We start from the raw sequence: 14165 nt of genomic DNA, 5'->3' as shown, positions 1-14165 counted from the left end.
CATACTGATTGCTCGTGTATTCTGCGGCTAGAGAATAAAGGGGGTATGCCAGTGATTATTGATCTTCGTTCAATACCAGCAGGGGAAGAGCTTGCCTGCGATGTATGTATTATCGGGGGCGGTGTTGCGGGAATTGCTCTGGCACTGGAAATGATTGGGGCTGGGGTAAATGTCATTCTTCTGGAATCTGGTGGTTTTGACTATGAAGAAGAAACACAGGATTTATATAGAGGGAAAGACGTCGGCATTCCTTATTTTGAACTCGACCTAGCGCGGTTGCGATTTTTTGGCGGTACCTCTAACCATTGGGGTGGATGGTCACGCCCGCTAGAGCCTATCGATTTTGAGTCACGTGACTGGGTGACTGATAGCGGATGGCCCATTAGTTTTTCTGAATTTTCTGCTCATCTTGGACGGGCAAGTGAAATCCTTGAAATCCCCAGCTACGATTATGATGCACATCAGGCTTTGAAGTCTGAAGCTCCCCTGGTCGGTAGGGATTATGACAGAGACAAGAAAGAACTCGCTGAGTTTGAAGAGGCTTTTGATCTGGGACTTTTTCGGTTTTCTCCGCCGACCCTGATGGGCGAGAGATACAGAGCAGATCTGGAAAGTGCCGACAATATCAAGGTGCTGTTGCACGCGAATGTAACGGATATTGGAACAGTGCGGTCGCCCGACACAGTGGACAGTGTTGCTGTGACTACCCTGGGTGGGCATAACTGCACGATCAAACCGAAAAAGGTTGTTCTTGCGGCAGGCGGCGTGGAAAATGCCAGACTGCTTCTGACCTCTAATAAGACGCATCATCAGGGCTTGGGAAATACACATGACCTTGTAGGGCGGTATTTTGCCGACCATGTGGAGGCGCATACCGGTTATATACTGACAAGCGACCATTCGCATTTCTTTAATTTAACCGCAGAGCATCGTCATGAAACCCGTTATAGCCTGGACTTAAGCCCATCAGTGCAGCGGGATAAAAAGCTTCTTAATTTTGGGTTCTCTTTCCATAAGGCACCAAATATGTCCGTGTCGGCAGAAGGTGTAAGTGCGGCAAAGCGTTTGAAAGATAATTTATCCAAAGGGGAATGGCCGGATCACTTTTTCTCCGATCTGGGTAAGGCACTAATGGATATTGATGATGTAATTTCCTTCCTTGGTTCCAAGTCTGATACGGATCAGAAAGGCCTGTATGTTATTATGAACAAGCTGGAGCCAGAGCCCAACAGGGATAGTCGTGTTCTTTTGGGAAGGGATAAGGACAGGTTGGGAATGCCGCGCGTTGAGCTTGACTGGCAGTTAACAGAACTTGATTACCGGACTATTATTGAAAGCCAGAAACTGCTTGGAAAGCTGGTCGGTAAGGCGGGCTTTGGGCGCTTAAAAATGGAATGGGACCAGGACTTTGATGGATGGCCTGCCAATACAACTGGCGGGTATCATCATATGGGTACAACACGCATGGCTGCAACCGAGAAACAGGGCGTTGTCGACAGTAATGCCAAGGTGTTCGGTATCAGCAACTTGTTTGTTGCGGGCAGTTCCGTATTCCCGACTTTTGGTAAGGTTAATCCAACGATGAATTTGGTTGCACTGACCGTTCGGTTGGCACATTACCTGAAAGCGCAACTTGGTGGAAAGAAATGAATGATGACAAATTCAGAACATATATCACCTACCGTGCCTGAATTTTCCAGACGCAGGCTACTGGGTGCCTTCGTGGCGGCGGGCTGTCTTGTGCTTGTGCCAGAGGCAATCGGTCATACAGTGTCTGCGGTTGATGCGGGGGAGACACTGGATCGTCGTCTGCAAAGGCTGTTTGGTCACTGTGCCGATGATGCCATTTGTGCCACTGTTCAAGGTTTGGAAGAAGGTCCGTCATTTTCTGCGTCTGTAGACCGGCTGGAACGTCTTCAAAAACACACAGATGCAGAGTTTTTACATGCACTTGCCACATTCATAAAAAGCGACTTTGAGCATGATGATATTGTCAATCTTTCAGGGTGGCAGATTTCAGTAACGGAAGCCTATATTCTTAAGGCCCTATGACGGGGCGAAATCCGTTCCACTAGCGCTGCAGCCAGGATTGAGCTTTTTAGTAGCTCGATAAAAAAAGGGCCGACCACATTGTGGGCCGGCCACTGCATACTGTTTGCAGATATAAGTTGGCTTTAATTCGGTAAGTGTAACTAGTGCTTAACCTCCTTTGTTTCGATTAAAAGGGAAAGATGATGTCGTACAACTGGGTTCCATACCGCGGTTGCTGAACATCCGTTAACTGTCCTTTTCCGCCGTAATCAAGGCGGAGTTCAGCTATTTGGCTATGAGAAATCGTGTTGCCGCTGGAGATATCCTCAGGGCGAATTACGCCTGCTACAAGCAGGTCTCTGCGTTCATAGTTCACGCGTACTTCCTGGCGGCCCTGGATGACCAGATTACCGTTCGGAAGAACATCAGTTACGATGGCGGCAACGGTCATGCTGATGCTTTCACTGCGATCAACAGTGCCGGTACCTTCATAATTGTTTGTGGAGCCAAATCCCACCATGCTACTTGGATCAAACGCATTGCGAACAGTCGCATCTGAGCCTGTGGCTGCGGCACCGCCGCTGGTGTATAGATTTGGAATAGCTTGCTCAAGACCGAAGAAATTATCAAGTCCGGCATCTTCGGATGTGCTGCGGCTACGAGCAGTTGTGTTTCCGATCTGTGCCTGGTCAGAAATATTGATTTGAACTGTTACAATGTCGCCAATACGGCCAGCGCGCTGATCTTTGAAGAAGGCACGGGCACCTGTTCGCCACAAGCTATTAGAACCAGTTGAATTCATGTCGCGGGACGGTATCGGTACACCGATGGAGCGTTGCTGTTCCGGTGCATTAACATTCTGGATTGGTGTGATTTCCGGCTTTTTGCCGATCTCACCGATCCGGTCAAGGTTGCTACATGCTGCGAGCATGGAAAGTGATAGGACGGTACCTATATTTTTCACTGTTTTCGAAACCATTTTGTATCTCCAGTTGCTCTGTGTCTGGTGCCTTGGGTTTTGTATCCCCGGCGACTAATCAGTTCATCGCAAATATATTTGTTGTGACAATTTCAACGCGGTCAGCTGCTATAATCCGGGCTTCAATCGTCTTCTTGGATGAAAGGTTCATAATGCGGATCATTTCACCTTTGCCGCCGCTTTCAAGCGCCTTGCCTACGGAGCTGAGTTGCATAGACCCCTGAGAAAGAATTACCTGAACGGCACTGCCTTTTTTTACTAGTTCCGGGCGCTGAACATCAGTTGTTCTGATCATGTTGCCAGAACGAATAGGGCGGCGAAGCGTCATGCCTATCAATTCATCCATCGACTGAACCGTATTGCGGGTTAGACGCCGTATGGGGAAGCTTTCCCAAAGGATATCAGCCTCTGAAATTACATGGCCGGGCATAATGCCACTTGCCAGCACAGGGATTTGTCTGATTTGCTCTAACGCACCGGTCAGTGTGATACGGTCGTAGGCACCGGCCGAAGTTGGCACATGCAAAATAGCCGTAAAGCGGTCCTTGTTTGGGCTAAGGGTGAATTCTTCAAATGCCAAAGACGCCGGGTTCAAATCAACAGGCAGAAACAAGTCTTTCTGCGAGCCAAACAGACGGACATTCAGCTTGTCATAAAGGCCGTTCGCATGTGCTGCATCTTCAACCATATCCTGCAAGGTGTTTTGTGACAGACGGTTGCCAGCCCGTGCGATACGCACTTTTTTCAAAAGGCTTGGACGTTCCCAGTTAACACCGTTTTTCAGGGCAAGACTTTCCAGCTCGTAGGCAGAAATTTGTGTGTCCTGTCCTGGTGCTGGCGCTGCCATGATCACGATATCCTGCGTGATGTCTTCACCGTCAAATATGTCGCTTAGGCGCACTGTGTCCTGAGTGACCTCAATCTGGTTCTTCAGAACTGCGGCAAAGGCTGTTCCGTCCATACCGCCTGAAATAAGACACAGGGATGCCAGGAGCGATTTTACCATTCTGGTTTTTGGGGTCGTGGTGGTCATTTTATGTCCTCCAGTTCAAGATGCTACCGTTAGCGCATGCTGTTCGCAGCATTCAGCATTTCATCAGATGTCTGAATAACCTTTGAGTTCAGTTCATAAGCACGCTGTGCCGTGATCATGCTGGTGATTTCGGCAACAGCATTGACGTTGGATGCTTCAAGGAAGCCTTGCGTAATGACACCGAACCCTGGCTGACCGGGCGGGGATACGTTTGCGGGGCCAGACGCCTGGCTTTCAATCAGAAGGTTGTTACCAATTGCTTCCAGTCCACCTTCGTTAGGGAAGATTGCAAGATCCAACTGACCAATGATGGATGGTTGTACCTGACCATCAAGCTTGACCGAGATTTCGCCCTGACTATTGATGGACACATCTCTGGCATCCTGCGGAATATTGATTGTCGGTTGGATGATGTATCCCTGCGGCGTTACCAGCTGGCCGTTTTGGTCAATCTGGAAGGAACCAGCCCGTGTGTAGGCATCCTGCCCGTCCGGTAGCTGTACCCGAAAGAAGCCCTTGCCGTTAATGGCCAGATCATAAGGGTTTCCTGTATTGGTCAGGCTGCCCTGTTCACCAATCCGGTATACACCGGCTGCACGGACACCCAGACCAATCTGGATGCCGCTTGGCACAGTAGTGCCCGCATCAGAGGAGTTGGCGCCCACACGCTCAACATTCTGATACAGAAGATCCTGAAACTCTGCCCGGCGACGTTTGTAACCAGTTGTGTTCATGTTGGCGATGTTGTTTGAAATGACCTCAACATTCATTTGTTGAGCAAGCATTCCTGTAGCGGCTGTACTAAGCGATTTCATTGGTAAGTCCTTTCAATCATCTGGGTGCATCAATCAGGCGCAGCGGTTTATTGAACGCGCGCTAGCCGATCGAGCGAATTTTGACGCATATCTTCATATTCTTTGCCTTGTTTGACCGCCCGCTGGTACGAGCGCAGCACGTCGATCATTTCGACCATGCTTTCAACGGCATTGACGTTTGAGCTTTCCAGAGCCCGTTGTTCCAGTTTGACATCATATGCTGTCTCTGGGGGCAGGGGATTTTCGTCTGAAGAATAGAGAGAGTTGCCCTGACGTTTCATTTGTCCTTCGTTTTGGAAGGTAGCAACGCCCAATTTGGCAATCTGTCCTTGGTCTGTGGTCAGGGTTCCGTCGGCTGCAATGTGGATTTCCTTGTCCTGATCAGGAATTTGTATTGCCTGACCGGTTTCATCCAGAATGCGTTCGCCAGTGTAGAGCGACAAATAGTTTTCTTCATCGATCTTCAGGCGGCCATTACGGGTATAGAGTGTTTCTCCGCCGCGGCCTTCCGCAGTCAGATAACCCCGACCATTGATATAAATGTCGAGAGGATTACTAGTTGGGACCATTTGGCCCTGGTCCAAGTTTCGAACGACAGCATAATCCTGTACGAAGGAAATCTTGTCACCAGCTGCTCCGGCAGAACCGGAAACATCCATCAGATATTCTTTGAACGCAACGCGTTCTTTTTTAAATGCGGTTGTGGACATATTCGCGATATTGTTCGCTGTAACGTCCATGCGCCTTCTGAGCGCAGTTTTATGAGCCAACCCGACAAACAGTGCGGTATCCATTTTATATCTCCTGCAGATTTTCGCAGTGGCTGGTTTTCCAGCTCGTTGGCCTGTAATCAGCATAAAGCGTGCCAACTTTAATTTTCTTTTAAAATCAGTTAGATAGTGTGATTTATACGACCTGCATAAGGGGCAAGGGCAACAATTGCAGTGAAGAAATGTCCACATTGGTTCAAGGGCCGGAAAAAATGTCACACAAGGAAAAGATAAATCTTTTGCCTAGCTTCATTCCTTGTTAACTGTAGAGAATTAATAATAAATCTTTCAATCTGGCCCATTAAAATATTATAAGGGATGATTGGAACTATTAGGCATAGATAGAAGGCGATATCTTCCATGGCGGATACTGAAGACGACGTTCTGGGCGACGACGATCTGACCGAAGGGTTAGAGAAAAAGAAATTCAGTGGTAAAGTCATTTTAATGATTGCAGGCGCTGCAATTGTTGTCCTCTTGGCTCTTGTTGGTGTTATCTCCATGTTTTCTGGTGGTGAGGAAGAGCCTGAGCAACAAGTTGCGGGTGTAGATGCTACGCTTGACCAGATGGCTGAGGATGCAGCTGCATCACAGGCCGGCGAGCAATTAGAGCAGGACTTGCCCCCGGAAGAGTTGGCTCTGTTGTTCATCGAATTGGATGAGCAGGTCTATAATCTTAATACCGGCGGGGAGGGTAGTAGCTTCCTTCGGGCGAAGATCGTTCTTGAAGTAGACCGGGAAAGTTACCGAGCAGATATTGAGGCCAAATTGCCGCGTATTCTTGATGAATTAAACACCTACATGCGCGAGCTGCGCCCTGATGACCTGGACGGATCATCCGGGTTGTTCCGGTTGAAGGAAGAGTTGCTTATGCGCATCAATCAGTCGGTTGCACCCAGCAGGGTTAAAGATGTTCTGTTCCAGGAATTTCTAATTCAGGGATAGAATGGTCTATCCTTTGCATGCGGACAAAGGGTAATATACAATAGCAGGGTAAAACCAGAGTTGTTCTATGGCAGATGATGAAGAAATAGACGAAGAAGCAATGGCCGCCGAATGGGAGGCTATGGCCGGTGGTGATGGTGGTGGCGATGATCAGGATGCCATGGCCGCCGAATGGGAAGCTATGGCCGGCGGTGGCGATGAAGGCGAAGCCGAAGAAGAAGGTGTGCCTGGCCGCGTTCTTGATCAGAATGAGATTGATAGTCTACTAGGCTTTGACGGCGACATGGCTGACGGCGAGACGACCGGCATCCATGCTCTGATTAACAGTGCGCTTGTCTCATACGAACGATTGCCAATGATGGATATCATCTTTGACCGTATGGTCCGGATGATGTCGACGTCTCTTCGTAATTTCACTTCCGATAATATCGAGGTTTCCCTGGATAATATCACCTCGGTCAGGTTTGGTGATTATCTGAACTCTATTCCGTTACCTGCGATGTTAGCTGTTTTCCGGGCAGAGGAATGGGATAACTACGGTTTGATGACCATCGACAGTAGTCTGATTTATTCGATCGTGGACGTGCTTTTAGGTGGGCGCCGCGGTACCGCCGCAATGCGTATCGAAGGCCGACCATATACAACGATTGAGCAGACACTGGTCGAGCGGATGATCTCTGTCGTTATGAAAGACATGTGCGGCGCGTTCGAACCTTTAAGTCCCGTAAACTTTACATTTGACAGGCTTGAGACCAACCCAAGGTTCGCCACAATCGCGCGGCCACCTAACGCAGCAGTTTTGATCAAATTGCGTGTTGATATGGAAGATCGTGGTGGACGTCTTGAGGTATTGTTCCCTTATTCCACGCTGGAACCTATCCGTGAACTGCTGTTGCAGCGTTTCATGGGGGAAAAATTTGGTCGCGACAGCATTTGGGAAACCCATTTGGCGACAGAGCTATGGAGCGCGGATGTTGAATTAACAGCTATCATGGACGAAACGACCATGTCGCTGAAAGACATTATGAACCTTGAGGTCGGCCAGACCATCACTTTCAATAAGACACCCACGGATGAAGTTGTGTTGAAATGTGGTGAAATTCCCATGTTGAGTGGTCCTATTGGGCGGTCAGGTAACAAGGTGGCGGTGCAAATTAGGCGCAAGGCAGAGCGTCTGATAGAAAATGAAGAGGACCAGGCTATGGCTGGTGCTGGGTAAGGCACCGTACAAAGCTAGGCAAGAGCATAGTATATGAATGATATGGCAATATTGGTAATTGACGGGATTTTAGTCGTCCTTCTGCTGGCGGCAATTGTTGCCTGTATTCTGGTTTACAGAAGAATGATGACCATCCGCGAAGGACAAGCCGAGTTGAAGGCACTCGTGGACAATCTGAATATTGCAATCTCTGAAGCACAAAAAAGTGTGACGTATCTTAAGACTTCTTCAACCGACATTGAAGATACTCTGAAAACTCAGATGATCAAAGGTCGTGCACTTGCTGATGAAATGGCTGTAATCATTGAGGCAGGAAACAATCTGGCCGACCGTATCGAACAGGGGCTGACAGGGCCCGGACGTGCGGGTGCAAAGATAGGTTCTGTTTCCAATGATATACTTGATGAGGACGAGACAGATCCGGAAAGAAATGCAGAGCAGCGTGCCCTGTTAGAAGCGCTGCGAGAGGCGCGGTAGGAAGTCTTAGGACACAAGAGTAGCAGGCAGTGCGACGAGCCAAACGAGGATAGACAGATGGCTGAAATGGTGAAAAGAAACTTCAGGTTATTCCCGATTGTGATTGGGGTTGCGTTTCTTGCGCTTGCGTTACATGCCGTGTCATTGGTCACAGGCTATGAGGAACTGGTAGCGGCACGCGCTATTGCTGCGGAAGCACAAGCTGCGGAAGATCAGGAAGCAGCTGAGCAGACAGCGGACGGCACCGCCACAGCAGATACGGCTGATCAGGAAACAGCTGATGGGGGCTTGTCCGATCCATTAAGTGGCCCAACCCAGCCGCTGATGATCGGTGTCCCAACGTCAGAGGAAATGGAACTGATTACCCAGCTAAGAAAGCGCAGGGAAGAATTGGACCAGCGGGCTGTCCAGCTTGATATGCAGGAACAGTTACTTGCAGGGACGGAAAAGCGCATCAATGACAAGATCAGTCAGCTAAGTGCACTGGAAAGCAAAATCAAAGAGCATTTGGGCGTTTTCGACGAGCGTGAGAAAGAACAACTTCGGTCAATTGTCGCCGTCTATGAGAAGATGAAAGCAAAAGACGCGGCCCCGCGCTTTGAAGCTCTGGACCTTGATATTCAGGTTGATCTGGTTTCTATGATGAAACCGGCAAAGGTTGCGGATCTGATGTCAAAAATGTCTCCAGTAGCCGCGCAGAAATTAACCACGGAACTGGCAACAGTGGCACAGCCGCCCAAAATTGATGATGTGGAAAGTGATGACTAAGGTCGCCACTGGCTGATAAGTTAGGAAATTCAGGATGAGAAGCATCCGACGTTGGAGTAAGAAACATGACGAAGCAGGCAGCGATGGTTACTCTCGAGGATAGGGCTGCAGCTCTGCGGGAAAGCAGAGGCGATCAGGTGCCCGTTGATGAGATCTCCGATGTTGTAGGTAGTCTGGTAGAAGGCAGCGCAGAAACTGCGATGCATGAAGTTGCAAAAGAGTTGCGAGAGTTGCTGGACTATATCGGTGCTGCGAAAAATGAACTGATCTCTATGCAGCCAAAAGCAATGTCGGGCTTTCATATACCCGATGCACATGATCAACTTGATGCGATTGTTCAGTCGACCGAAGGCGCCGCCACAGTTATTATGGATATGGCCGAAGCCTGTACTGAACTGTCGATGGAAACAGATGAAAAGACAGCCGACCGGCTCGCGGATATATCAACGCACCTTTTTGAAGCATCCAGCTTTCAGGATTTGACAGGGCAGCGTGTTACCAAAATTACGTCAACGCTTAACCATATGGAAGAACGACTTAACGCGCTGGCTGATGCGATCGGGGACACCTATATCCCAGAAAACCCTGATGATATTGAAAAAGATGATCAAGGCGTTGCTGTGCATGAAGAAGACCTTCTGCATGGGCCACAGTTAGAAGGTGAAGGTAATTCTCAGGACGATATTGACGCCTTGCTAGCCAGTTTTGATTGACGTGAAACCTGATATCTGGGTATTCGCCAATGATTCATGAAGAAAATCAGACACGTAAGTTATTTGGGGCAGACTCGTCACTTGGACTGTTCGTTTCCCTGTATCTGTTGCTGCTGGCTTTTTTCGTAATCCTGAATGCCATGTCTAATCAGGCAACTTCACGTGCCGAAGCCGTGATGGATAGCGTCTCAGCGACTTTTCGAAATCCTGCGGTTCCCATGGCTGAAAATTTTGACTTTCTGGCAGAAGAAGAGCTTCCCGGCCCAACTGATACGGTCCTGACAGACATAAACGGTTTGTTCATGACGGAGTTTTCCATTCCAGGTCGTTATACTTCCGAGGGCGGTGATGTGATGGAATTTACTATTCCGGAGAGCTTTTTCTATGTTCGGGGTAGTTTGACAGTACGAACCGACAAGCATCCGTTCCTCGATTCACTCATAGAAACAATTAAGCGTATCGACAAGGGAACCCAGCAGGAAATGGTTTTCATGTTTGCTTCCGGTACAGGGCGTATTAGCTCGGGGCTGGATGCTGGACAGGAATTGTCAATTCGCCGTGCAGGTGCGCTGGCCCGCATGTTGGCAGATAAAGGGTTGCCTTTGGGGGCGTTTTCTACCGGATTTGCACCAGTGGAAACCGGTACACTTACTATTTTGGTGCGGTCAGTACCTACCAGTAGTGGTGGCCGATAATGGAAAAACGTAAACCCCATATTGGCGATTCTAAAACGGGTAATGGCTGGATGTTGATCTTTGCAGATCTGCTGTCTTTGATGTTGACGTTTTTCGTTTTGCTTTTTTCAATGAACAGTGTGCAGATGTCCAATTGGGAAGCCGTCGTTAAAACAATGACCCGGCAATTTAATCCTGAAAATATAGCAATTAGCGAAACACCTCATGATACGGCCAGTGATCAGGCATTTTCGGCGCAGGTGCTGAACCTGCGTTATCTGGAAAGTCTTATGCAGCAGGGATTGGCCAGCGTTGAAGGGCTTGAGGGTTTAACTCTTTCTCACCGGGGGGACCGTCTCATATTGTCCGTGCCAGCCGAGATTATTTTTGAAGACAAGTCAGCGACAATCAAACAGGAAACGGAAACTGCCTTGAAAGAGCTTGCGGGCATTCTTGCACGTGTGAATAACCGGATTTACATCTCGGGGCACACAAATCGGGCACCTATTGATAATGGGCAGTATCTGTCTAACTGGGAGCTTTCAATGTCCCGTAGCAGGGTTATTGCGGGCATGATTTCTTCAGGTGGCTACATGGGACCTATGACAGTTTTAGCATACGCAGATTCACGGTTTAGTGAGCTTTCTGACTCACTTGATTTGTCGGAACGGTATCAACTGGCGGAACGAACAGATATTGTAATTGCCAATAAAGGCTATAAAAAAGATTTGTATGACATTTTTTAGGAAGACAACAGGAAATTTCCCGCCAGCGGCGCGACCATTTCAGATGCTGTTTATGGCATGTGTGATGATGGTATTGCTTGTGGGCAAGGGGGCTGGTGTATCAGCGCAAGAGCAGATTACCGTGCGCTATGCAGAGCATCCAACCTTCTCCCGCGTTGTTTTCGATTTTAATCGGGAAGTCTCCTATCAGGTGTCAAAAAACGGTTCCGTTCTTGCGGTTACGTTCGATGCTGACTTTACACCGCAGTTCGGCACACTTCCAACAGACCCGATGCGCGACATGCGTAACCCCAGTGTTGTTTCTGCTGACAGGCAGACTGTGGTACGCTTCGATGTAGTCCCTGACGGGGCACCGCGTCACTTCCGGTCAGGCTTGTCGATTGTGGTGGATATGATGGCAGATGGTTCATCTATTGTGTCTGACAGTTCACCATCTGTGCCAAGCACGTCAACAGGTAGTAACATAAGTAATCCACCGTCTGATCAGGAAGAAGTGTCGTCTGGTGTTCAGCCTGCTGGCACTGGTGGTGACACAGCAGACGATCTATCATCGTCAACACCAGAACAAGATACACCTTTGGCGCTGCCACCCGTTCCTTTGGGGGATGTTAGTGATGAAGAGCCCCTTGATGTTCTTTTGTCAGGGGCGGCAGGGCGCATTCAGATGACATTTCCGTGGCAGGACACGGTGGGGGCGGCTGCCTTTACGAGAAATAATCAGGTTTGGGTTGTCTTCGACCAGCCCCGCAGCTTCAGTCCGCAAGGTCTGTCAGATAATCAAGCATTGCTGCAGACCATGGTTCGTTCCGTAGATACAGTGCCGCACCCAGATGCAACTATTTTGCGGATGACGGTTTCGCGGGACGTGAACACGGTTTTTGAGCGGCGTCAGGGGGCATGGGTTTTGACGTTACAAGACACAGTCGCAGAGCCACGTTTCCCACTGCAACCTATCAAGCGGATTGAAAGAACCGAGGGACAGCAGGTTTTTGTCCCACTGACAACCGCTGGCCGCGCGATTGAGATTGAAGATCCACTGATTGGAGATTTAATGGTCGTGATGCCGCTTCGGGCAGAAGGGCGTGGACTTGCAGAAACATACAGATATGCTTTGGCAGACCTGCATGAGAGCTCGCAGGGCCTGGTGATACTGCCTCTGAGTGACGGGGTCAGGGTTGAAGTATTTAATGAGGGTGTTTCCATTTCTAATCTGGACCCTTCTTTGCTTGCAGCAGAAAATAGTAACCAATCTGGCAGTGGGTTCACCCGTTTGATTGATTTTGACGCCTGGCGTCTTGGTGAAACGAATGAATATCGCAAGATCAAGGCGCGACTGTTATATGAACTGTCCCTTGAAGGTCGGTCCGATGCCAATAATGGTCGGTGGAAACTGGCCCGTTACTATCTGTCTCACCGGCGCCCGCAGGAAGCTATTGGTGTGCTGGAAAGAATGTTGGCTGCGGAACCGTCATTAACAGATAACGGTGAATATAATGCAGTGCGGGGTGTTGCCAACACAATGGCGCATCGTTATGCCGCCGCTGAGGAAGACTTTGCCCATCCTGATTTGCTGGTTTCGCCTGACATCGATCTTTGGCGTACCATGGTTGCCGAGGCACAGGGGAACTTTGCAGATGCACTAACCTATTACAATCGCGGCAAGGATGTGATTGGCCCCTATGAGGACAGAGAAAAAGCTGAGATGCAGTTAGCTGCCATTCGTGCGGCTATTGCTGAAAATGCGCTTGAACTGGCTGATCGTGAGCTGATGTTGTTGAATGGGCTTGTTTTGAATGAGGAACAGGCATCTGAGGCGGTTTACCATTCTGCCCGTATTGCCCGACTGCGCGGGGACGGCTTAATAGCAGATGCACAGTTCCAGGATTTGGTCAGTAGTCCTGTTAGAGAGCTATCCGCACGCGCGCGCTATGAACTGTTGAAAAAACAGTTAGAAGCCAACGAAATTGATGTCCCAACGGCGATAGAAGCGTTAGAGCGCCTTCGGTATGCATGGCGCGGCGGCAATTTTGAAGTAGATATTCTTGATGACCTTGCCGGTTTGTATTTTGCTGAAGGGGATTACGAAAGTGGTTTGACAACCCTGAAGCTTGGGGTCTCCTACTATCCTGCGGCTGCCCGGGAAAGACGTATGTCGACCCGTATGGTGGAAGTGTTCCGGCGACTGTATCTGGACGGCGAAGCAGAAGTAATTGAGCCAATCACCGCCATTAGCCTATTTTACAAGTTCCGTGAGTTAACACCGCTTGGTACAGACGGGGACATGATGATACGGCGGTTGGCAGACAGGCTTGTGGCTGTTGACCTGCTGGACCGTGCTGCTGATCTCTTGCTTTATCAGGTGCAGGAACGGACAGAAGGTGCAGCAAGGGCGCAGATTGCGGCAAACCTGGCCAAGCTTTATATTTTGGATGAACGCCCCGAGCTTGCACTGGAAATTATGCGTGCAACCAGAGAGCCACAGCTACCTGCTGATATTCTGGCGGAAAGAAATCGTGTTGAAGCCCGTGCCTTGATGGAAATGGACCGGTTTGAAGAAGCTGAAGTGCTGTTGGAGCCGGACCTGAGTGCGGATGCCGACGCGATGCGCGCGGATATATATTGGGGCAGCAAAGATTATGCCGCAGTTATCCGGGCGAATAGAAAGCTTTTGTCTGGTACGGATGAAGCAAGTGTTCTGAATCCACTGCAGCGGCTTTATCTTCTAAGACTTGCGATTGCGATGACATTTGAAGAAGACCGTGCCGGTTTAATTCAGATACGGGAGACATACCGGAACCAAATGCGAGATGGCGAATTTGCCAATGCATTTGACCTGTTAACCAGCGATCAGATTTTAACAGGGCGAGAATTAGGCGCGATTGCCGGACAGATTGCCAGCATCGACAAGCTGGAAAGCTTCATGCGAGATTACAGAAGCGACTTTTCCACTAACTAATACTGGTTCATTAAGCTTCTTAAAGTTGATTTATTGGCT

Annotated in this window: 14 protein-coding genes; 10 read left to right on the top strand and 4 right to left on the bottom strand. The window is 49.2% G+C overall.

Going from position 1 to position 14165, the window contains the following annotated elements:
* The first annotated feature begins 51 nt into the window (after nucleotides 1–51).
* Both IE181_RS12950 and IE181_RS12945 read left to right on the top strand, forming a co-directional pair.
* The gene (locus tag IE181_RS12950) at nucleotides 52–1650 is read left to right on the top strand and encodes a GMC oxidoreductase (protein WP_191253585.1); all 1599 of its coding nucleotides are present in this window, start codon (nucleotides 52–54) and stop codon (nucleotides 1648–1650) included.
* Nucleotides 1651–2052 (top strand): hypothetical protein, encoded by a 402-nt coding sequence (locus IE181_RS12945; RefSeq protein ID WP_191253584.1) that lies wholly within the window; start codon nucleotides 1651–1653, stop codon nucleotides 2050–2052.
* Nucleotides 2053–2218: 166 nt separating this feature from the next.
* Here IE181_RS12945 and flgH read toward each other — a convergent pair whose 3' ends face one another.
* The 4 genes from flgH to IE181_RS12925 are packed head-to-tail and all read right to left on the bottom strand — an operon-like array spanning nucleotide 2219 to nucleotide 5652.
* Nucleotides 2219–3010: a flagellar basal body L-ring protein FlgH gene (gene flgH, locus IE181_RS12940; protein ID WP_191253583.1), complete on the bottom strand. Its 792-nt coding sequence runs from the start codon at nucleotides 3008–3010 to the stop codon at nucleotides 2219–2221.
* 58 nt (nucleotides 3011–3068) lie between these two features.
* A complete protein-coding gene (flgA, locus tag IE181_RS12935) occupies nucleotides 3069–4043 on the bottom strand; it encodes a flagellar basal body P-ring formation chaperone FlgA (RefSeq protein ID WP_191253582.1) in 975 nt (324 codons plus the stop codon).
* Nucleotides 4044–4072: 29 nt separating this feature from the next.
* A complete protein-coding gene (gene flgG, locus IE181_RS12930; RefSeq protein WP_191253580.1) occupies nucleotides 4073–4858 on the bottom strand; it encodes a flagellar basal-body rod protein FlgG in 786 nt (261 codons plus the stop codon).
* Between the two features lie 47 nt (nucleotides 4859–4905).
* Nucleotides 4906–5652 (bottom strand): flagellar hook basal-body protein, encoded by a 747-nt coding sequence (locus IE181_RS12925; RefSeq protein WP_191253578.1) that lies wholly within the window; start codon nucleotides 5650–5652, stop codon nucleotides 4906–4908.
* A gap of 336 nt (nucleotides 5653–5988) precedes the next feature.
* On the opposite strand from IE181_RS12925, the gene IE181_RS12920 reads away from it, so the two are divergent.
* The 8 genes from IE181_RS12920 to IE181_RS12885 all read left to right on the top strand — a co-directional run bounded on the left by IE181_RS12920 (nucleotide 5989) and on the right by IE181_RS12885 (nucleotide 14126).
* Nucleotides 5989–6573 (top strand): flagellar basal body-associated FliL family protein, encoded by a 585-nt coding sequence (locus IE181_RS12920; protein ID WP_191253576.1) that lies wholly within the window; start codon nucleotides 5989–5991, stop codon nucleotides 6571–6573.
* 67 nt (nucleotides 6574–6640) lie between these two features.
* A complete protein-coding gene (gene fliM / locus IE181_RS12915) occupies nucleotides 6641–7792 on the top strand; it encodes a flagellar motor switch protein FliM (RefSeq protein ID WP_191253574.1) in 1152 nt (383 codons plus the stop codon).
* A gap of 33 nt (nucleotides 7793–7825) precedes the next feature.
* A complete protein-coding gene (locus tag IE181_RS12910; protein WP_191253572.1) occupies nucleotides 7826–8269 on the top strand; it encodes a DUF6468 domain-containing protein in 444 nt (147 codons plus the stop codon).
* A gap of 57 nt (nucleotides 8270–8326) precedes the next feature.
* On the top strand, nucleotides 8327–9037 hold the full coding sequence (locus tag IE181_RS12905; RefSeq protein ID WP_191253570.1) for a MotE family protein: 711 nt from the start codon (nucleotides 8327–8329) through the stop codon (nucleotides 9035–9037).
* Between the two features lie 65 nt (nucleotides 9038–9102).
* A complete protein-coding gene (locus tag IE181_RS12900) occupies nucleotides 9103–9750 on the top strand; it encodes a protein phosphatase CheZ (RefSeq protein ID WP_191253568.1) in 648 nt (215 codons plus the stop codon).
* 29 nt (nucleotides 9751–9779) lie between these two features.
* A complete protein-coding gene (locus IE181_RS12895; protein WP_191253566.1) occupies nucleotides 9780–10445 on the top strand; it encodes a hypothetical protein in 666 nt (221 codons plus the stop codon).
* Nucleotides 10445–11170 carry an OmpA/MotB family protein gene (locus tag IE181_RS12890; protein ID WP_191253564.1) on the top strand — a complete coding sequence of 242 codons (726 nt, stop codon included), beginning with the start codon at nucleotides 10445–10447 and terminating at the stop codon, nucleotides 11168–11170. The genes IE181_RS12895 and IE181_RS12890 overlap by 1 nt, the downstream gene beginning before the upstream one ends.
* Nucleotides 11157–14126 carry a hypothetical protein gene (locus tag IE181_RS12885; protein WP_191253562.1) on the top strand — a complete coding sequence of 990 codons (2970 nt, stop codon included), beginning with the start codon at nucleotides 11157–11159 and terminating at the stop codon, nucleotides 14124–14126. Before IE181_RS12890 ends, IE181_RS12885 begins: the two co-directional genes overlap by 14 nt.
* Nucleotides 14127–14165 lie beyond the last annotated feature (39 nt).

Origin of the sequence: Kordiimonas sediminis (genome assembly GCF_014656395.1) — a bacterium.
In the GTDB taxonomy this organism is placed as follows: Bacteria; Pseudomonadota; Alphaproteobacteria; order Sphingomonadales; family Kordiimonadaceae; genus Kordiimonas_A; species Kordiimonas_A sediminis.
This window is presented reverse-complemented; position numbering and strand designations above follow the sequence as displayed.

Bases quoted from the DNA above. Each gene is read 5' to 3' on its own strand.
- IE181_RS12945 (WP_191253584.1), top strand. From the start codon at position 1,651: ATGATGACAAATTCAGAACATATATCACCTACCGTGCCTGAATTTTCC.
- flgH (WP_191253583.1), bottom strand. From the start codon at position 3,010: ATGGTTTCGAAAACAGTGAAAAATATAGGTACCGTCCTATCACTTTCC.
- flgA (WP_191253582.1), bottom strand. From the start codon at position 4,043: ATGACCACCACGACCCCAAAAACCAGAATGGTAAAATCGCTCCTGGCA.
- flgG (WP_191253580.1), bottom strand. From the start codon at position 4,858: ATGAAATCGCTTAGTACAGCCGCTACAGGAATGCTTGCTCAACAAATG.
- IE181_RS12925 (WP_191253578.1), bottom strand. From the start codon at position 5,652: ATGGATACCGCACTGTTTGTCGGGTTGGCTCATAAAACTGCGCTCAGA.
- IE181_RS12920 (WP_191253576.1), top strand. From the start codon at position 5,989: ATGGCGGATACTGAAGACGACGTTCTGGGCGACGACGATCTGACCGAA.
- fliM (WP_191253574.1), top strand. From the start codon at position 6,641: ATGGCAGATGATGAAGAAATAGACGAAGAAGCAATGGCCGCCGAATGG.
- IE181_RS12910 (WP_191253572.1), top strand. From the start codon at position 7,826: ATGAATGATATGGCAATATTGGTAATTGACGGGATTTTAGTCGTCCTT.
- IE181_RS12905 (WP_191253570.1), top strand. From the start codon at position 8,327: ATGGCTGAAATGGTGAAAAGAAACTTCAGGTTATTCCCGATTGTGATT.
- IE181_RS12900 (WP_191253568.1), top strand. From the start codon at position 9,103: ATGACGAAGCAGGCAGCGATGGTTACTCTCGAGGATAGGGCTGCAGCT.
- IE181_RS12895 (WP_191253566.1), top strand. From the start codon at position 9,780: ATGATTCATGAAGAAAATCAGACACGTAAGTTATTTGGGGCAGACTCG.
- IE181_RS12890 (WP_191253564.1), top strand. From the start codon at position 10,445: ATGGAAAAACGTAAACCCCATATTGGCGATTCTAAAACGGGTAATGGC.
- IE181_RS12885 (WP_191253562.1), top strand. From the start codon at position 11,157: ATGACATTTTTTAGGAAGACAACAGGAAATTTCCCGCCAGCGGCGCGA.